Source organism: Frankia sp. R43 (assembly GCF_001306465.1).
Lineage (GTDB): Bacteria > Actinomycetota > Actinomycetes > Frankiales > Frankiaceae > Parafrankia > Parafrankia irregularis.
In genome coordinates this window covers 1-17864 of the sequence record NZ_LFCW01000013.1, presented here as the reverse complement: position 1 = coordinate 17864, position 17864 = coordinate 1, and the positions used below count along the sequence as shown (strand labels likewise).

The following is a 17864-nucleotide window of genomic DNA, read 5'->3' as shown; positions in this document are numbered from 1 at the left end:
GATCAGTGATCGGTCGACGACGGAAGGGGTGGAGATTCGTGTCCACAGTCGAGGAACCGATCCACATACTCTGGATCAACGCCGGTCTGAGCTGCGACGGGGACTCCGTCTCGCTCACCGCGGCGACGCAGCCGAGCATCGAGGACATCGTGCTCGGCGCCCTGCCGGGTCTGCCGAAGGTCAGCGTGCACTGGCCGCTCATCGACTTCGAATCCGGCCCGGAGCAGGGCGCCGACACCTTCATCGAATGGTTCCGCAAGGCTGATCACGGCGAGTTGGACCCGTTCGTGCTGGTGGTCGAGGGCTCCATCCCGAACGAGGACCTCATCACCGGCGAGGGCTACTGGTGCGGTTTCGGCAACGATCCGCAGACCCACCAGCCGGTACCCACCAGCACCTGGCTGGACCGCCTTGCGCCCAAGGCACTCGCCGTGCTCGCGGCGGGAACCTGCGCGACCTACGGCGGCATCCACGCCATGGCGGGGAATCCGACCGGCGCGATGGGGGTCCCGGACTATCTGGGCTGGGACTGGAAATCGAAGGCGCAGATTCCGATCGTGTGCGTACCGGGCTGCCCGGTGCAGCCGGACAACCTCTCGGAGACGATCACCTATCTGCTTTACCAGGCCAGCGGCCAGGCTCCGATGATTCCGCTGGACGAACAGCTGCGGCCACGCTGGCTGTTCGAGGCGACCGTGCACCACGGTTGTGACCGCGCCGGCTACTACGAGGAGGGCCAGTTCACCACCGAATACGGAACCCCGCAGTGCCTGGTGAAGCTCGGCTGCTGGGGACCGGTGGTGAAGTGCAACGTCCCGAAGCGGGGCTGGATCAACGGGGTGGGCGGCTGCCCGAACGTCGGCGGCATCTGCATCGCCTGCACCATGCCCGGTTTCCCGGACCGTTTCATGCCGTTCATGGACGAACCACCCGGCGCCCATGTGTCGGCAGCGGCCAGCAGCGTGTACGGCGCGGTCATCCGCAGGCTCCGCGCCATCACGGCGCGCAAGGCCGACATCGAACCGCACTGGCGGCGCCGGGATGGCCACGCGCCCCAGCACGCCGAGGACTCGCGGGAGAAGGTGCTGGCATGACAACCACCTCGGAGCACAGGGAAACCGAAGCCCGAGGCTCTGACTCCCATCTGCTGGAGATGTCATGGGACCCGATCACCCGAATCGTGGGGAGCCTGGGCGTCTACACGAAGATCGACTGGCCGGCCCGGCGGGTCGTCGAGTGCCACAGCACGTCATCGATCTTCCGCGGCTACAGCATCTTCATGAAGGACAAGGACCCGCGGGACGCGCATTTCATCACCAGCCGGATCTGCGGTATCTGCGGTGACAACCACGCCACCTGCTCCGTCTACGCACAGAACATGGCCTACGGAGTGAAGCCACCACACCTCGGAGAATGGATCATCAATCTCGGCGAAGCCGCCGAGTACATGTTCGACCACAACATCTACCAGGAGAACCTGGTCGGTGTGGACTACTGCGAGAAGATGGTCGGCGAGACGAATCCCGAGGTGCTGGAACAGGCCCGGCGCACCGAGTCACCCAACGCGGACCAGCACGGGTACCGCACCATCGGCGACATCATGCACGCACGCAATCCCATCGAGGGCGAGTTCTACCGCGAGGCCCTGGCGATGAGCCGGGTGACCCGGGAGATGTTCTGCCTCATGGAGGGGCGCCATGTTCACCCGTCCACGCTTTATCCGGGCGGGGTGGGCACCGTCGCGTCCGTGCAGCTGTTCACCGACTACCTCACCCGGCTGATGCGCTATATCGAGTTCCTCAAGCGCGTCGTCCCCATGCACGACGACCTGTTCGACTTCTTCTACAAGGCCCTGCCAGGCTATGAGGAGGTCGGCCGGCGGCGGGTGCTGCTCGGCTGCTGGGGCTCGTTCAACGACCCGGCGCACTGCGACTTCACCTACCGGAACATGTCCGACTGGGGCCGGCACATGTTCGTCACCCCGGGCGTGATCGTCGACGGCAGGCTGGTCACCAACGACCTGGTCGACATCAACCTCGGCATCCGCATCCTGCTGGGCAGCTCGTACTACGACGACTGGGCCGACCAGCCGATGTTCGTCACCAACGACCCGCTGGGAAACCCGGTGGACCGCCACCACCCCTGGAACCAGCACACCATCCCCCATCCGGGCCGGCGCGACTTCGACGACAAGTACTCGTGGGTCATGTCCCCGCGCTGGTTCGACGGGACGGACCACCTCCCCCTCGACACCGGCGGTGGCCCGATCGCCCGGCTGTGGAGCACCGCGCTGTCCGGGCTGGTCGACATCGGCTACGTACGGGCCACCGGCAGCAGCGTCCAGATCACCCTGCCGAAGTCGGCGACGGTCGGTGAGCGGACCTTCGAGTGGATGATCCCCCGGTGGAGCAACGCCCTGGAACGCAACCGGGCACGCACCTACTTCCAGGCCTACGCGGCGGCCTGCGCGGTCTACTTCGTCGAGCAGGCCCTCGCCGAGGTCCGCGCGGGCCACACCCGGACCTGGGAGCCGTTCGACGTCCCGCAGGACGCCGTGAGCTGCGGTTTCACCGAGGCAGTGCGCGGGGTGCTCTCCCATCACATGGTCATCCGGGACGGGCGCATCGCGAACTACCACCCGTACCCGCCGACGCCGTGGAACGCCAGCGTGCGCGACGTGTTCGGCACCCCCGGCCCGTACGAGGACGCGGTGCAGAACACGCCGATCTTCGAGAAGAACCCGCCGGAGTCGTTCAAGGGGATCGACATCATGCGCACGGTCCGCAGCTTCGACCCGTGCCTGCCATGCGGTGTGCACATGCACACCGGCACCGGACGAACCCTGGAGGTGCTGCACACCCCGCATGCCTTCACCCCGGCCGGATGAGCGCGATGACAGCGACAGCAACAGCAACAGCGACCACCGCGGACCCGCGCGACACCGTGAACCCGCACGACCTGAACCCGCACGACAGCACGGACCCGCGTGACACCGCGGCCCGCGTCGACGGTCTGCTCGCCAGGATGGAGCAGCTGGGAGACAGCCGGACGCGGGTGCTCGCGGAAGAGATCGTCAGAGCACTGATGGAGTTCTACGGTGCCGGCCTCGCCCGCGTCACCCGGATCGCCGACGCGGACACCGTCCGGCGGCTCGCGGCCGACCCGCACCTGGGCGCCATGCTGGCGATGCACGGGCTGCATCCCGTCAGCACCCGCGACCGGGTCGAGCAGGCGTTCGACCAGATCCGCGCGCGGCTCGGCGACCGGACCCCCGTGCTGGCGGTGACCGGCCCGGCCGACGATCGGATGGTCACCGTCCGGGCCGACGGGCAGCCGACCAGCCCGGCGGTGATCGCCGCTGTCGAAAGCGCCGTCGCGGCGCTCGCACCCGAGGTCGGCGTCACCGTCGAGGGGCAGCATCTCGCCGGCGACCTCGCCGCGGGACGTCCCCTGCTGCCCGTCGTCGGCGTGAGCGCGGCGGGCACGGCTGACCGTGCCAGCAGGGCGGGTCGGGCGGGCACGCCATGACAGCCCCCACCCTGCGCCGCTTCCTCGCCGGGAACCCGGGCCGCGCCATGACCCGGTGCGAGTTCTGCGGTGAGGCGGTCGACGACGAGCACGGTCACGGTCATGTCGCGGATCTGGCCACCAGGTCCATCCTGTGCGCCTGCCCCGGCTGCCGGCTGCTGTTCACCCCCACCGGAGCCGGCGGCGGGCGCTACCGCGCTATACCGACCCGATACCACTTCGCCCCCAGTTTCGCTGCCGGCCCGCGGCTGCTGGCCGCGGCGGGGATCCCGGTGGGGCTGGCGTTCTTCGTGATCCTCGACGGAGCGGTCAACGCCTTCTACCCGAGTCCCGCGGGGGCGACGCACTGCGAGCTGCCCGCCACCCTGACGCCACAGGACCTCAACCTCGACGACACCGACGGCCCCGGCACCGGCACCGGCACCGGTATCGGCACCGGCGCTGGTACCGACCGCGCAACGGGCGGAACGGCGTGGCGGCCGGAGCCCGAGGTCGAGGCGGTACTCGTCCACGTCACCCGCGACGGCCAGGCGGGGTACCTGCTGCCGATCGACGCCTGCTACCGGCTCGTCGGCGACCTGCGGCTGCACTGGCGGGGATTCGACGGCGGCGCCGACGCCCGCGCCCACCTCGCGGCCTTCCTCGCCGACGCCCGGCACCGGGCCGGGGCCGGGGCCGGGGCCACGCCCGCGGCCACAGCCAGCGCTGCGGATGCGGATGCGGCCAGCGCTGCGGCGGCTGCTCCCATGACTTCGGCTGTGGGAGGCGCATGATGGCCGACCTGACCTTCACCTGTGTCGAGGTCACGCCGCTGCGGCATGCCGCGGCGCCGACGCTCCGGTTCGTCCTGCGGGTCGAGGAGCACAGCGGTGAGCGGCTGCACGCGCTGGCGCTCCGCTGCCAGATCCGCATCGAGCCCGGCGCGCGTCGCTACGACGACGCGGAGGCGCAGGCGCTGACCGGGCTGTTCGGAGCCGGCCCGCCGCATCCGATCCAGTTCGCGATGGTGTCCACGATGATTCCCGGCTTCACCGGGAGCGCGGACGTCGAACTCGCCGTGCCCTGCAGCTACGATCTTGAGGTCGCCGCCGGCAACTACTTCCAGTCGCTGCGAGGCGGGGTGATCCCGCTGCGTCTGATGTTCAGCGGAACCGTCTTCGGGGTGGGCCCGCACGGGCTGCGCGTCGAGCAGGTGCCCTGGCGCCTGGAGACCACCTGCCGCCTGCCGGTGGCCACCTGGCGCGAGCTGATCGACGCCTACTTCCCCGGCTCGGGCTGGCTTCGCCTGGATCGCAGCACCGTCGACGCGCTCACGCGCTACCGCCGCGACCATGCCATCGCGACCGCCGACGCCGCGATCGTCTCGCTGCTGGCCGGGGAGGACCGATGAGATCGCCGGACCGGACCAGCACCGACGCGGCCATCAGTGACCACGCCGATGGTGGGACGTCCGCACCCGTGCCCGGCGACGATGACGCGCTCGGCTTCCTGTCCGCCGCGGCGCGGGCGCTTTCGGACACCGTCCTGTACGAGGGCTACCTGCTCTACCCCTACCGGGCCGACGCGCTGAAGAACCAGCAGCACTGGCAGTTCGGGGTGCTGATGCCCCCGTCGTTCGCCGGTGCCGGCAGCGGCGAGCACAGCAACGCGCACACCGAGTTCCTCCTCGACGGCGGCCCGGACGCCCAGCTGACAGTCGCGATCCGATGGCTGTGGGAGCACGACGGAGCCCGCGGCGAGGCGGCCACCGCCCTGCGGATGCGCCTCGCCGACATGCTCGATGAGCCGGCACGCCGAGAACTCACCTACCCGCCACCGCGGCCGACGCCGTCGACGCCCGCGGCGCGCGGCGAGCTGCTGCTCGACGCCCAGCGGCTTCCTGGCCCCTACGGGGGGTTCCGGATCCGCGCGAGCGTCCGCAACATCTCCGCCGGTGAGCCACCGGGCGCGCCGGACGCCGCCGCCGGAGCGCGGGACGCGGCGTTGGGGGCCGCGTTCATCGGGCTGCAACTGGTGGCCCATGTCGCCCCGGGGGAGTTCCTGTCGCTGGCGGACCCGCCCGAATGGGCGGCCCGCGCCGCGGCTGACTGTGCCAACGAGCGGCTGTGGCCCGCCCTGCTGGGCCGGCCCGGCCGCAGCGACACGCTGCTGGCGGCACCGATCACCCTCCCGGACGACCCTCATCTCGCCGCGGAGAGCCCGACCTCCTTCTGCGACGCCACCGAGATCGACGAGATGCTCGCCCTGCGCACGGCGACCCTGACCGAGACCGAGCAACGCGACGCCCGGGCGGGTGACCCACGGGCGGCCGAGCTCCTGGACGCCGTCGCGGAGCTTGCGCCGGCGATGGTCGAGAAACTCCACGGCCGCACCCGGATCGCCGGCTCCGACCCGGCTGGTGCCACCCCGTCCCCGCCGCTGGCCCCGTCCCCGCAGCTGGTGGAGGGCGCCGCGGTGTGGGTCCGGCCCCGCCGCGGGCGGACCGACGCGCAGGACATGTTCGTCGACGGCGCCGCCGCCACCGTCGCCGCGGTACTGCACGACCTCGACGGACGGACCCACATCGCGGTCACCCTGGACGAGGATCCGGGCGCCGACCTGCGCCGGGAGTTCGGCCGCTTCCTGTATTTCAGCCCGGACGAACTGGAACCGAGATGAGCCCGCCCACGCTGGTCGCCGGAGTGGGTAACGTCCTGCTCGCCGATGACGGTTTCGGCGTCGAGGTGGTGCGCCGTCTGCTCGACGCCGGCCCACCGCCGGGCGTCACGGTCGCCGACTACGGGATCAGCGGCATGCAGCTCGCCCTCGACCTGTGTTCCGGGTACGGAGCTGTGGTGCTCGTCGACGCGCTCGGGCGCGGGCACCCGCCGGGAACGATCTCGTTGCTGGATCTGGGCGGCGCGCGGGAACCGGTCGGCTTCGACGCGCACGGGATGCGGCCGGACGCCGTCCTCGACCTGGTCGCCACGCTCGGCGGCCACCTCGACCGCGCCCTGCTGGTCGGCTGCGAACCGGCCATCGTGCATCCCCAGATCGGGCTGTCCGCGCAGGTGGCAGCCGCCGTGGAGCCCGCGGCCCGGCTCGTCCGCTCCGTGGTCGAGGAGGTGGCGGCGTCGGAGGAGGCCCCGGAAACACCCGCGCATTCGTACTCGTACTCGTACTCGCACTCGCATTCGAAATCGCGAAGGAGCTGATCATGTCGCACTGGATACTGCTCGCCGCCGCGACGGCCGGCCTCGGCGCAGTGGCCGTCACAGTGACCCCTGACCTGCGGCGCTACCTAGATTTCAGCCGGATGTGATCCGGCATGTGCCTTGGCATCCCAGGCGAGGTCGTGGAGATCCGCCCGGACCGCCCGGACATCGCGACGGTGGACGTCAGCGGAGTGCGGCGGGCGATCAACATCGGGCTGCTCGACGCCACCCCGCCCCGGCCGGGAGACTGGGTCCTCATCCATGTCGGCTTCGCGTTGTCCCTGATCGACGAGGCCGAGGCCCGGGCGGCGCTGGAGTTCCTGACCGGCATCGGGCGGGCCTACGACGACGAGCTGGCGGCGCTGCGCGCATCGGCCATCGACTGAGCCTGCTCAGGCTCACGGAACGTCGGCCGACCAGCGAGGAAGGAGGGGAAGCTGATGCGCTTCGTCGACGAGTACCGAGACGCCGACACCGCGCGGGCGCTGTCGGCCCGGATGGCCGACCTGTGCGAACCCGGGCAGGCCTACGCCTTCATGGAGGTGTGCGGCGGGCACACCCACACGATCTACAAACACGGTCTGGAGGACCATCTCCCGCCGGCGGTCTCCCTGGTGCATGGCCCGGGCTGCCCGGTGTGTGTCATCCCGATGGGCCGGGTCGACGATGCCATGCACATCGCCCGTCAGGACGGCGTCATCATGACCTCGTTCGGCGACATGATGCGGGTTCCGGGCAGTCACGGCTCGTTCTTCGACGCGAACGCCGAGGGCACCGACATCCGGATGGTCTACTCCCCGCTCGACTCGCTGAAGATCGCGCGGGCGAACCCGGACCGGCGGGTCGTGTTCATGGCGATCGGCTTCGAGACGACGACACCGTCCACCGCGCTGACGGTGCTGCGGGCGGCCGCGGAAGGCCTGGAGAACTTCTCCGTCTTCTGCAACCACATCACGATCGTGCCGGCGCTGCGGGCGATCCTCGACTCCCCCGACGTGCGCCTGGACGGATTCGTCGGCCCCGGGCACGTCTCGACGGTCATCGGCTGCCGGCCGTACGAGTTCATCCCGCGCGACTACGGCAAGCCGCTGGTGGTCTCCGGCTTCGAGCCGCTGGACATCCTGCAGTCCATCTACCAGCTGCTCCGTCAGCTCCGGGACGGACGGTGCGAGGTCGAGAACCAGTACACCCGGGTGGTCGCGGCCGAGGGCAACCCGGTGGCACTCGCCGCCATCGACGAGGTCCTCGAACCGCGGCCGGACTTCGAGTGGCGCGGGCTGGGACGCATTCCGTGGTCGGCCATGCAGGTGCGGGAGCGGTTCGCGGCCTTCGACGCCGAGCGGATCTTCGCGCCACCAGGTGCCCGGGTCGCCGACCCGAAGGCCTGCCAGTGCGGCGAGGTCCTGACCGGTGTGATCAAGCCGTGGGAATGCCGGGTCTTCGGCACCGGCTGCACCCCGGAGACCCCGATCGGGGCATGCATGGTCTCCCCCGAAGGGGCCTGCGCGGCCTACTACAACTTCGGGCGCCTGCGCCACCGCGGCTCCGCCAACCCCCATCGCGGGGATGACGTCGGCTCCGTCGGCCCCGCGAAGGCGGACCGCAGAAAGGCGGTGATCGGCACATGACGACGGCAGGCCAGGGTGCGTCCGGAGTCCTCGACCGCGTCGAGGCCGCGCGGCGCCGGCGTCCGAAGCTGCGCGACACCCACATCACCTCGGCGCACGGCGCCGGCGGCAAGGCCACAGCGACCCTGGTCGACGCGGTCTTCCTCGAGGCACTGCGCAACCCGCTGCTGGAACCGCTGGAGGACGCGGCGGTGTTCGCCGCCGGCACCGAGCGCCTCGCCCTGACGACGGACTCGTTCGTCGTCACGCCGTTGTTCTTCCCCGGCGGCAACATCGGGGATCTCGCGGTGAACGGCACGGTCAACGACCTGGCGGTGGCCGGGGCCCGCCCGTTGCACCTGGCCTGCGCGGTCATCCTCGAGGAGGGCATGGACATCGCGGACCTGCGCCGGATCGTGGCGTCGATGGCCGAGGCGGCGACGCGCGCGGGCGTGTCGATCGTCACCGGGGACACGAAGGTCGTCCAGCGTGGCCGGGCCGACGGCTGCTACATCACCACGACGGGCGTCGGTCTGGTCGATCCGGGGCTGCGGCTCGGGGCGTCACTGGCCCGGCCGGGGGATGTCGTCGTGGTCACGGGGCCGATCGGCGACCACGGGATCACGGTGCTGCTGGCCCGCGGCGAGCTGGACCTCAGTGCCGACCTCCGCTCCGACACCGCCCCGCTGTCAGCCCTCACCGCACGCCTGCTGGCAGCCGTCAACGCGCAGAGCGGTGACGGCGCCCAGGACGGTGGCGGCACGCAGGACGGTGACGGCGCACCGGGCGGCGGCGCAGCAGGTGGCGGCGTGCGGGCGATGCGGGACGCGACCCGCGGTGGAGTCGCGACGATCCTCAACGAGGTCGCGAAGGCGTCCGGTGTCGGGGTCGTCGTCGACGAGGCCGCGGTTCCCGTCCGCACCGAGGTGCGCGGAGCCTGCGAGCTGCTCGGGCTCGACCCGTTGTACGTCGCGTGCGAGGGCAGGATGGTGGTGATCGTCGCCCCGGAGGCGGTCGACACCGCGCTCGCGGCCCTGCGTGCGGACCCGCTCGGCGCGCAGAGCACGGTGATCGGCCGGATCGTCGACGACCCGCCGGGAACGGTGCTGCTCAACACGGCGTTCGGCGGCACCCGCATCGTCGACCTGCTGGTGGGCGACCCGCTGCCGCGGATCTGCTGACCGGGCGGTCGCGCGGTGCACGAGCTCTCCGTCACCGTCGGCCTGGTCGACATGGTCGTCGACCGGCTGCCCGCGGACGTGCGGGTCACCAGGGTGGCGCTGGAGATCGGCCGGTTGTCCGGGGTGATGACCGAGCCGGTGCGGTTCTGCTTCGACCTGGTCGCCGCCGGCACACCGCTGGCCGGCGCGCGGCTGGAGCTCACCGAGCCGGTCGGGCGGGGTCACTGCCGACGATGTGGGCGAGACGTCGACCTGCCCGACCTGCTCACGCCGTGCCGGTGCGGCAGCCACGAGATCGACCTGACCGGCGGTGAGCAGGTCCGGATCGTCGCAGTCGAGGTGACCGACGTCCAGGTGGCCAATGAGGTCGAGGTGGCCGACGTCGAGGTGGCCGATGAGGAGGTGGGCTGATGTGTGGCACCTGCGGGTGTGACCGCACCGACGAGTCGGCACGCGAGACCGGCCCCGGCGCCGGCGCCGCGACGCGGATGCTGCGGCTGGAGCTGGACGTGCTGGCCCGAAACGACGAGGCCGCCCGGGAGAACCGGGCCTGGCTGGCGGCGCGGCGGACAGCCGCCGTCAACCTGATGAGCTCTCCGGGCTCGGGGAAGACGACGCTGCTGGAGCACACGATCCCCGGTCTCACCGGGGCCGTCGAGTGCGCGGTGATCGAAGGCGACCAGGAGACCCGGCTGGACGCCGAGCGCATCCGCGCGACCGGAGCGCCGGCGGTCCAGGTGAACACGGGCACCGGCTGTCATCTGGACGCCGCTTCCGTCGGCCGGGCGCTGCGCGAGCTAGACCCGCCACCCGGCCGTCTCGACCCGCACCGCGGCGCCATCGACCCGCACCGGGGCTCCGTGGTGCTCATCGAGAACGTGGGGAACCTGGTCTGCCCCGGGCTGTTCGATCTCGGTGAGACGGCCCGGGTGGTGCTCACCTCGGTCACCGAGGGCGAGGACAAACCGACCAAGTACCCGCACATGTACCGGGCCGCGGATCTGATCCTGCTGACCAAGGTCGATCTGCTGCCCTGGCTGGCCTTCGACGGGGATCAGTTCACCGACGCGGTGCGTCAGGTCAACCCGTCCGTCCGGGTGCTGGCGGTGTCCGCGAACGACGGGGCCGGGCTGTCCGACTGGTTCTCCTGGCTGCGCGCGCTGGCGACGGCCGCCTGACCGAGGCTGATCCCGCCGTCGTTGCAGGGCACCCGCGCATGGGTCAGCACGGTGAAGCCCGATCGGGCCAGGCCGTCCTCGATCTCCCCGGCGAGCCGCACGTTGGCGAACACACCGCCCGACAGGGCCACGGTGCCGGGCTCCGTTCCGAACAGCCGCTCCCGCAGCGCCACACAGGTGTCGACGGTGAGCCTGGCCAGGGTGGTGTGGAAGCGGGCGGCGACCACCTCCGAGGTGGCCCCGGCGCGCAGGTCCGCCACCACGTCCCGGACCAGCCCGGCACCCGACAGGACCAGGGCGTCGGTGCCCGGCGCTCCCCCGACCCGTGTGCCCCGGGCCAGTGCTCCCCGGCCTGCCCCGGACGGGTAGGCGCCGTGGTCACCGGGTGCGGCCAGCTGCTCCAGCTCGATGGCGGCCTGCCCCTCGTAGCGGATCGTGTCGCGGACGCCGACCAGCGCGGCGACCGCGTCGAACAGCCGCCCCACACTGCTGGTCCGCGGCGCCAGCGGAGTCGGCGTGGGCGGTGTGTCCGGCGTTGCCAGCGCCGACGGCGTCGCCGGCGAGGTGGCCGAGCACGCGCGGGCCAGGCTGGTCACCGCGTCCCACCACGCCTCGTTGCGCCGCGCGACCCCGAGCCGCTCCACGTGGTCCACCCCGGCGGCCTGCAGGTAGGCGGCGGCCATCCGCCACGGTGCGCGGATCGCCGCCGCCCCGCCGGGCAGTGCCACCGGCTCGAAGTGGGCCACCCGGGTGAAGCCGGTCAGGTCGGCCCACAGGAACTCCCCACCCCACAGGGTGCCGTCGAGGCCGAAGCCCAGGCCGTCGAACGCCACCCCCAGCACGGGCCCCCGCTGTCCGTTGTCGGCCAGGCAGGAGGCGATGTGCGCATGGTGGTGCTGGACGCCGACGACGGGCAGCTCCTGCTCCAGCGCCCACTTGGTGGACAGGTATTCCGGATGCAGGTCGTGCGCCACCAGCTCCGGCCGGATGTCGAACAGCCTGCCCAGATGCTCGATGGCACCGGCGAACGAACGCAGGGTCGCCGGGTTCTCCAGGTCGCCGAGGTGCCCGGACAGGTACGCGCGCCGCCCCGCCGCCAGGCAGACCGTGTTCTTCAGCTCCGCTCCGCACGCGAGCACGGGCCGGGTGACGTCCCAGGCCAGCGGCACCGGCTCCGGCGCGTAGCCGCGGGACCTGCGCACCACCGCCGCGCGGCCGCGGACCGACCGGGTGACCGAGTCGTCCAGGCGGGTGTGGATGGCCCGGTCGTGCAGGAGGAACCCGTCCGCGACCCGGCCGAGCCCGGCGAGGGCCTCGTCGTCACGGAACAGGATCGGCTCGTCGGAGATGTTGCCGCTGGTGAGCACGATCGGACCGGGCAGGCGCCCGAGCAGCAGGTGGTGCAGCGGCGTGTAGGGCAGCATGATCCCGAGCGTCCGGACCCCGGGGGCAACCGACGGTGCGATGCAGGGGGACGTCCCGGCACCGTCGGGCAGGTCGGACGCGTCCGGTGGGGCAGGCGCGTCGGGCGGTGCGGGCCGGCGGTCGAGCAGCACGATCGGGCGGCGCCGGCCGGTGAGCAGCCGGCGGGCGGTCACGTCGACGACGCAGAGCCGCTCCACCTCGGCCAGATCCCGGGCCATCAGGGCGAACGGCTTGCCGTCGCGGCGCTTGCGCCGGCGCAGCTCGGCGACCGCCTTGTCGTCCGTGGCGAGCACGGCCAGGTGGTATCCGCCGAGGCCTTTGACCGCCAGGATCCCGCCGGCCCGCAGCAGCGCCGCCGCCTGGTTCAGGGCGTTGTCGGACGGCGCCTGGCCCGGGCGGGTGGTGGGACGGATCCCGGCCCCGAGGCGGAACCCCGGCCCGAGGCGGAAGTCGGGGGTCAGCCAGAAGCCGTGCGCCGGCCGGAACTCCAGCGTGGGCCCGCAGTCCGGGCAGCACACCGGCTGGGCGTGGAAACGCCGATCGGTCGGGTCCTCGTACTCGGCCCGGCAGCGGCCGCACATCCGGAACGGCGCCATCGTCGTGGCGGGCCGGTCGTAGGGGACGTCCAGGATGATCGTGAAACGCGGCCCGCAGTTCGTGCAGTTGATGAACGGGTACTGGTAGCGCCGGTCGGCCGGGTCGGCCAGCTCGCGCAGGCAGTTCGCGCAGGTGGCGCTGTCGGCGCAGACCTGCGTCCGCGGCCCGCCCCCGTCGCGCGCCGGATCGCTGGCGACGATGCGGAAGCCACCTCCCGGTTCCGCGGAACCGGCGCCGTCCGCGCCACCGGCGCCATCGGTGTGGCCGATGTGGTCGGTGTGGTCGGTGTATTCCGTGACGTCGACCGTGTCGATCTCCGCGAGCGGCGGCGCCTCGTCCCGCAGCGCGGTCAGGAACGCGGCGACGTCGGCGCCGTCGCCGTCCAGCTCGATGTGGACGCCCTCGCTGTCGTTACCGACCTCGCCGCGCAGCCCCAGCCGGGTGGCCAGCCCGTGGACGAAAGGGACGGAAGCCGACCCCCTGCACGATCCCGGTCACGTCGACCCTGACATGCTCTCGTGCCGTCATTTCCCGAGTGTCACTCAGACCACTGACTGTCGCCCGTCGGGCTACTGACTGTCGCCCATCGGGTGTCCGAAGGTGTCCTCGAAGACCAGCTCGGTGACGGGGCGGCGGCTCAGCCGGCGCGGGAAGCCCGCCTCCGGATATCCGACCGCCAGGTGTGCAGCGGTGATGTACCCGGGCGGGATCGCGAGCAGCTCGGCCACCGCGGGCTCGTCCGCGACCAACAGCGTGGTCAGGGCGCTGGCGACACCCTGGCCGCGCAGCGCGAGGCAGAGGTTCTGCACGATCGGGTAGACCGACGCCCCGCCGACGATGCTGAGCCGGCCGAGATCGGTGTCGGTCGGATGCAGCGCCGCCAGCTCCACGCAGACCACGATGAGCACCGGTACCTCGGCGAGGTGTCGCACGAAGTGGTCCGTGTCGGGTGGCGGCTCGAGCCCACGCTCCTGCAACGCCGCCAGGTAGAGCTGCCAGCGGGCCCGGTACAGCTCCGCCAGCGCCGCGCGGCGCTCCGGATCGCGCACGACGACGAACCGCACCGGCTGCCGGTTCCCGCCCTGCGGCCCGAACCGGGCCGCGTCGAACGCCTCGACCAGGACGTCATCAGGCACCGGGTCCGGCCGGAACCTGCGGCAGGTCCCCGTGGTGCGCATCGCGTGGGTCAGCTCCATGGGCGGATCCTGGTCGAAGGAGACGTCCACCTTCTGGAAGCTCTTGAACTGCTCGGCCTGCGCGTACGCGGTGTAGACGCGCCGGTCCGAGTCGGTCAGGACGACGTCGTCGGTGAACGGCGTCAGCAGCGCGCGCGGGTACAGCCGCCCGGCCCGCACCGTGTTGATCTCCATCGCGAACACGATCACCACGGCGAGCAGGTACAGCCAGGTCACCAGGCCGAGCACCAGGGCGAACAGCCCGTACACCTGGGTCCGGCCCTGTAGCTGGTACTGCAGCAGATAGGTACCGGCCGACTGGAGCAGCTGCCAGCCCACGGCGGCGACCGCCGCCCCGGGCAGGACCTGGCGGAACGACACATCCTTGACGGTGAGCAGCTGGAACGCCACGAGGGCCAGGCCCGTGTTCCCGACGAGACCGAGCACCACGGCCAGCACCTGCAGGCCGACCCCGAGGCCGGTCCCCAGGTCGCTCGCCCGGGTCGTGATCGCCGACAGCACGGTCGTCAGAAGCACACCGAGGCCGAGCAGACCGATCAGGCCGAAGCTGCGCACCCGGGCGAAGAACGGGTTCGGTCGGGACCGGCGCGGAACCGCCCACACTGTGTCCAGCGCGTTGCCGACCGCGCGGGCCACACCGAGGCTGCCCCAGATGCTGCCGAAGACGCCGATCGCCACCGCGGCGGCACTCCCCCGCAGCGCGTGGACGTCGTTGCGCAGCTGGTCACCGATGATCGGGAACTGGCTGAGCGCGGAGCTGACCACCTGCTCCTGCAGGTCCGGATGCCCGGCAAGCACGAAACCGAGGCAGGTGGTGAGCAGCAGGAGCAGTGGGAACAGCGAGAGGAACCCGTAGAAGGCGATCAGCGCGGCCAGGTACCCGCCCTGGTCCTCGGTGAACTTGTAGACGACCGCGAGCGGGAACGCGACACTCGGTCGGCTCTGCTGCGCACGATCCAGGCGCGCGCCGAGGGCCATCCACTGCCTCCTCGTCCCGGCGCGCCGGGCGCACGCCGCTGCGGAGAATCTGGACCGACATCCGCGATCGTAGGGATGACCTACGCCGAAGTATCCCGCGAGATGCTGGACCTGGGCCTGTCCCCGCCACGACAGAACCAGCCCGGACGGGCCGGCACCCGGCCAGCCCGGCACCGGCCGGCGGGCCCGCGGGAACGCACCCGCCTGTGGGGGCCGCGGCGAGCCGGCTCGCCGGCCGCGCCTCGTAGGATGGCCCGGTCAGCGAAGATCCCCAGCAGCGCAGACATCGGGAGCTAATTGTGCGAGAGATCGCCGTGTTCAGTGGGAGTGCGCACCACCAGCTCGCCCAGGACGTGTGCGACCACCTCGACGTTCCACTCTCGCCGGTGCGGGTCGACCGTTTCGCCAACGACTGTCTGGAAGTACAGCTGCAGGCGAACTGCCGCGAGCGGGACATCTTCCTCATCCAGCCGCTGGTCAAACCCGTCCAGGAGAACCTGGTCGAGCTGCTGCTCATGCTCGACGCGGCCCGCGGCGCCTCCGCCGCCCGGATCACCGTCGTCATGCCGCACTACTCCTACGCGCGGTCTGACAAGAAGGACACACCGCGGATCTCGATCGGTGGCCGGCTCGTCGCCGATCTGCTGGTCGCCGCCGGCGCCAGCCGCATCCTCGCGATGACCCTGCACTCACCGCAGGTACACGGCTTCTTCAGCGTCCCGGTCGACCACCTGCACGCGCTGCGCGAACTCGCCCAGCACTTCCAGCGCAACGACCTGTCGAACACGACCGTCGTCTCCCCCGACCTCGGCAACGCCAAGGAGGCGGCGCGGTTCGCCCGGCGCCTCGGCGTCCCCGTCGCGGCCGGTGCCAAGCAGCGCTTCGCCGACGACCGCGTCGCGATCAGCGCCGTCATCGGCGACGTCGCGGGCCGCGACATCATCATCCTGGACGACGAGATCGCCCAGGGCAGCACCGTGCTGGAACTGCTGGAACGCCTGCGCGAGATCGGCGTCGGGTCCATCCGGGTCGCCTGCACGCACGGCCTGTTCGCGAACGGCGCGCTCAAGCGCATCGGCGACCAGCCCGACGTCACGGAGATCGTCTGCACCAACACGGTCCCGGTGCCAGCCGCCGACCAGTTCTCCAAGCTCACGGTTCTGTCGGTCGCCCCGGCACTCGCCGAAGCCATCCGCCACATCCACAACGGCGAATCCGTCAGCGCCCTGTTCGACTGACCCCATTGCAAGCGACAGCCGCTCTCGACGTTATCTATTCCAGCGCCGGTTCGACGCTGCAACCTCAAATGAACCGCCCCGACCCCTAATGAACCCGGAGCGGTTCAGACAGGATAACAAGAGCCCAGTGACGAGAGATCGTCACCGGGCTCTGTGGGGCCCGGGGATAAGATCCCCCGGGCTACCCGAATGCTTGTTTTCTTGACACCCCCGACCGGGTCGATGGTTTTGCAGTTGCTGTTGTGGGCCAAGATCGGTGTCGATCCTGCCACGACATAGTACGTGTGGAGGTCGGCGATGGTGAGGTTGTAGAGGGTGTCGACGCGCTGGTAGGCACCGACAACACGATCCGGACCTTGTCCTCGGCCGGGATCACCGGAGGACGACTCATCTTGATCTCCTAGGGCTCATGGCCAACGAACCCCTCTGCCAAAGATCCTGACGTATGGCAAGGGGAACAAAGTCCATCGCATAGCATTCCCGCATGTCGCACGAAGAATTCAGGAGTCGACACTCTCCCAGCCCTCAGGAACAATATTGAGAACGCCCCGCGCTTCGTATCCCAACGGGGCTGAAGCCCAGATTATCGAGTCTCCGTCAATGCGCACCAATATTTCGGCGCCAGCGAGCCACTTAACTGCCGCTCCTTCCGGTTCGGCCCAGAATGGGTGCCTGGGAATTCCGACCTGTATCAGCGAGCCGGTAAGTGCATCAATGGAATCTTCGTCTACTTCACGAAATATGCTGCCCTTCGATGAAATTACCAACTCGTTCAGGACCGCCTCGAAGAGGTGCACGGAGAGCCTGCCGTGATAGGGGCGCCAATCACCCGTCACATCATTTAGACCCTTAAAAAGAACTGGCGGGTCGAGCTCTGCTAGCCGCTGAGTTGAGATGCCCCAAAGTGCGCACATTTGATTCTCTTCTTGAATCACGAGCACATTATCTTCGATCCGCATACTGCGGGGTAGAAGGAACGGATCCTGGCAGTTCATAAGGTATCGCCCGATTCCATTCGGACCGAGGAAGTTCCCCAGAGGCCACGGAATCTGCACACCGAGCCTGCCCTGTACGGCTACGAGCTCCTCGGAGGTGCAGCCAACCCGGTTCCCGGCCTCGCCTCGCCACGCCTCAACCACCTCTCGCAGTAACCCAAGCATCTCGCTAGGGCTAGACGGCAGAACGGCGAGCTTCCCTGCCACATCGAACATCAGGCTCCCTAAACTAGTGGGGATTATCTCCCCACTCTAGCGTACGATACCTCCCACCCCTTACATACTGACCCACGTATCCGTTTGGACCATACACGTTCAACTCGTCAAGATTGAGAAACTTTGCCCATCCACCTAGGCTGGATCGACAGAACCCGCAAGGAATCTTGCCTGCCACATAGAGATCCGCGATACCACCATTTGCTCCAGTTTTTGCCGCCTGAATGAACGCATCGGATTCGGCGTGCCCCATCGACTGGGGCATTACACTGGCGGGCCGTGGATACGCCTGCCCATGTCCATTTACGCCGTAAATCGGATCACGGCCGGCGATATCGAGGCGAGCCACGACGGAAATTTTCGCGCCATCAGCGGAGCTCTGAAGATCGGACAACATGTCCTGCGTATCTGCGAGGGCATCGGCGAGGCTGTCTGTGCCGTGTTGGCAGATGCGGGTGTTGCCGAGGTCGTAGCGGTCGGTGTGGGGGTTGCCGGTCTGGGTGCAGGTCTGGTCGGGGAGTGCCTGGCGGC

The 17864-nt window shown here is 70.2% G+C and carries 17 protein-coding genes and 1 pseudogene; 14 read left to right on the top strand and 4 right to left on the bottom strand.

The features are described 5' to 3' along the window. The first annotated feature begins 38 nt into the window (after positions 1–38). The 12 genes from ACG83_RS38250 to hypB all read left to right on the top strand — a co-directional run bounded on the left by ACG83_RS38250 (position 39) and on the right by hypB (position 10688). Positions 39–1094, top strand: a complete 1056-nt coding sequence (locus ACG83_RS38250; RefSeq protein WP_054571157.1) for a hydrogenase expression protein HypE — start codon at positions 39–41, stop codon at positions 1092–1094. Beyond that, a complete protein-coding gene (locus ACG83_RS38245) occupies positions 1091–2887 on the top strand; it encodes a nickel-dependent hydrogenase large subunit (RefSeq protein ID WP_054571156.1) in 1797 nt (598 codons plus the stop codon). The genes ACG83_RS38250 and ACG83_RS38245 overlap by 4 nt, the downstream gene beginning before the upstream one ends. 5 nt (positions 2888–2892) lie before the next feature. Beyond that, positions 2893–3528: a hypothetical protein gene (locus ACG83_RS38240; RefSeq protein WP_054571240.1), complete on the top strand. Its 636-nt coding sequence runs from the start codon at positions 2893–2895 to the stop codon at positions 3526–3528. Then, positions 3525–4301 carry a DUF5947 family protein gene (locus ACG83_RS38235; RefSeq protein ID WP_054571155.1) on the top strand — a complete coding sequence of 259 codons (777 nt, stop codon included), beginning with the start codon at positions 3525–3527 and terminating at the stop codon, positions 4299–4301. Before ACG83_RS38240 ends, ACG83_RS38235 begins: the two co-directional genes overlap by 4 nt. Next, on the top strand, positions 4301–4918 hold the full coding sequence (locus tag ACG83_RS38230) for a DUF6084 family protein (protein ID WP_054571154.1): 618 nt from the start codon (positions 4301–4303) through the stop codon (positions 4916–4918). Before ACG83_RS38235 ends, ACG83_RS38230 begins: the two co-directional genes overlap by 1 nt. After that, positions 4915–6186, top strand: coding sequence for a hypothetical protein (locus ACG83_RS38225; RefSeq protein WP_054571153.1), 1272 nt, complete (start codon positions 4915–4917; stop codon positions 6184–6186). The genes ACG83_RS38230 and ACG83_RS38225 overlap by 4 nt, the downstream gene beginning before the upstream one ends. Continuing rightward, positions 6183–6722, top strand: coding sequence for a hydrogenase maturation protease (locus tag ACG83_RS38220; protein WP_054571152.1), 540 nt, complete (start codon positions 6183–6185; stop codon positions 6720–6722). Before ACG83_RS38225 ends, ACG83_RS38220 begins: the two co-directional genes overlap by 4 nt. 113 nt (positions 6723–6835) lie before the next feature. Next, on the top strand, positions 6836–7108 hold the full coding sequence (locus tag ACG83_RS38215) for a HypC/HybG/HupF family hydrogenase formation chaperone (RefSeq protein WP_006538162.1): 273 nt from the start codon (positions 6836–6838) through the stop codon (positions 7106–7108). Between the two features lie 54 nt (positions 7109–7162). Continuing rightward, positions 7163–8350 (top strand): hydrogenase formation protein HypD, encoded by a 1188-nt coding sequence (gene hypD / locus ACG83_RS38210; protein WP_054571151.1) that lies wholly within the window; start codon positions 7163–7165, stop codon positions 8348–8350. Next, complete coding sequence (hypE, locus tag ACG83_RS38205) at positions 8347–9510, top strand: hydrogenase expression/formation protein HypE (RefSeq protein WP_054571150.1); 1164 nt, start codon at positions 8347–8349, stop codon at positions 9508–9510. The genes hypD and hypE overlap by 4 nt, the downstream gene beginning before the upstream one ends. 15 nt (positions 9511–9525) lie before the next feature. Then, positions 9526–9921, top strand: a complete 396-nt coding sequence (locus ACG83_RS38200; RefSeq protein WP_054571149.1) for a hydrogenase maturation nickel metallochaperone HypA — start codon at positions 9526–9528, stop codon at positions 9919–9921. Beyond that, positions 9921–10688: a hydrogenase nickel incorporation protein HypB gene (hypB, locus tag ACG83_RS43320; RefSeq protein WP_076832659.1), complete on the top strand. Its 768-nt coding sequence runs from the start codon at positions 9921–9923 to the stop codon at positions 10686–10688. Before ACG83_RS38200 ends, hypB begins: the two co-directional genes overlap by 1 nt. Here the strand turns inward: hypB and ACG83_RS38190 are convergent. Then, positions 10586–13141, bottom strand: coding sequence for a carbamoyltransferase HypF (locus ACG83_RS38190; protein WP_063793348.1), 2556 nt, complete (start codon positions 13139–13141; stop codon positions 10586–10588). The genes hypB and ACG83_RS38190 overlap by 103 nt on opposite strands. 138 nt (positions 13142–13279) lie before the next feature. Then, positions 13280–14884, bottom strand: coding sequence for a YhjD/YihY/BrkB family envelope integrity protein (locus ACG83_RS38180; protein ID WP_054571145.1), 1605 nt, complete (start codon positions 14882–14884; stop codon positions 13280–13282). Positions 14885–15183: 299 nt separating this feature from the next. Between ACG83_RS38180 and ACG83_RS38175 the strand changes: the two genes are divergently transcribed. Further along, positions 15184–16122, top strand: coding sequence for a ribose-phosphate pyrophosphokinase (locus tag ACG83_RS38175; protein WP_054571144.1), 939 nt, complete (start codon positions 15184–15186; stop codon positions 16120–16122). A gap of 104 nt (positions 16123–16226) precedes the next feature. On the opposite strand, the pseudogene ACG83_RS48245 reads toward ACG83_RS38175, so the two are convergent. Continuing rightward, a pseudogene (locus tag ACG83_RS48245) lies at positions 16227–16427 on the bottom strand (hypothetical protein); the annotation flags it as partial. Between the two features lie 195 nt (positions 16428–16622). Further along, complete coding sequence (locus ACG83_RS44925; protein ID WP_152991634.1) at positions 16623–17333, bottom strand: hypothetical protein; 711 nt, start codon at positions 17331–17333, stop codon at positions 16623–16625. Positions 17334–17628: 295 nt separating this feature from the next. Here ACG83_RS44925 and ACG83_RS44920 point away from each other — a divergent pair. Beyond that, positions 17629–17864, top strand: a 236-nt coding sequence (locus tag ACG83_RS44920) for a hypothetical protein (RefSeq protein WP_152991633.1), incomplete at its 3' end; no start/stop codon positions are given.

What these genes read in the sequence shown, in the direction of transcription:
- hypD (WP_054571151.1), top strand. Translation starts at nt 7,163, where the DNA reads ATGCGCTTCGTCGACGAGTACCGAGACGCCGACACCGCGCGGGCGCTG.
- ACG83_RS38215 (WP_006538162.1), top strand. Translation starts at nt 6,836, where the DNA reads ATGTGCCTTGGCATCCCAGGCGAGGTCGTGGAGATCCGCCCGGACCGC.
- ACG83_RS44925 (WP_152991634.1), bottom strand. Translation starts at nt 17,333, where the DNA reads ATGTTCGATGTGGCAGGGAAGCTCGCCGTTCTGCCGTCTAGCCCTAGC.
- hypB (WP_076832659.1), top strand. Translation starts at nt 9,921, where the DNA reads ATGTGTGGCACCTGCGGGTGTGACCGCACCGACGAGTCGGCACGCGAG.
- ACG83_RS38235 (WP_054571155.1), top strand. Translation starts at nt 3,525, where the DNA reads ATGACAGCCCCCACCCTGCGCCGCTTCCTCGCCGGGAACCCGGGCCGC.
- ACG83_RS38220 (WP_054571152.1), top strand. Translation starts at nt 6,183, where the DNA reads ATGAGCCCGCCCACGCTGGTCGCCGGAGTGGGTAACGTCCTGCTCGCC.
- ACG83_RS38230 (WP_054571154.1), top strand. Translation starts at nt 4,301, where the DNA reads ATGGCCGACCTGACCTTCACCTGTGTCGAGGTCACGCCGCTGCGGCAT.
- ACG83_RS38245 (WP_054571156.1), top strand. Translation starts at nt 1,091, where the DNA reads ATGACAACCACCTCGGAGCACAGGGAAACCGAAGCCCGAGGCTCTGAC.
- ACG83_RS38225 (WP_054571153.1), top strand. Translation starts at nt 4,915, where the DNA reads ATGAGATCGCCGGACCGGACCAGCACCGACGCGGCCATCAGTGACCAC.
- hypE (WP_054571150.1), top strand. Translation starts at nt 8,347, where the DNA reads ATGACGACGGCAGGCCAGGGTGCGTCCGGAGTCCTCGACCGCGTCGAG.
- ACG83_RS38240 (WP_054571240.1), top strand. Translation starts at nt 2,893, where the DNA reads ATGACAGCGACAGCAACAGCAACAGCGACCACCGCGGACCCGCGCGAC.
- ACG83_RS38180 (WP_054571145.1), bottom strand. Translation starts at nt 14,884, where the DNA reads ATGGCCCTCGGCGCGCGCCTGGATCGTGCGCAGCAGAGCCGACCGAGT.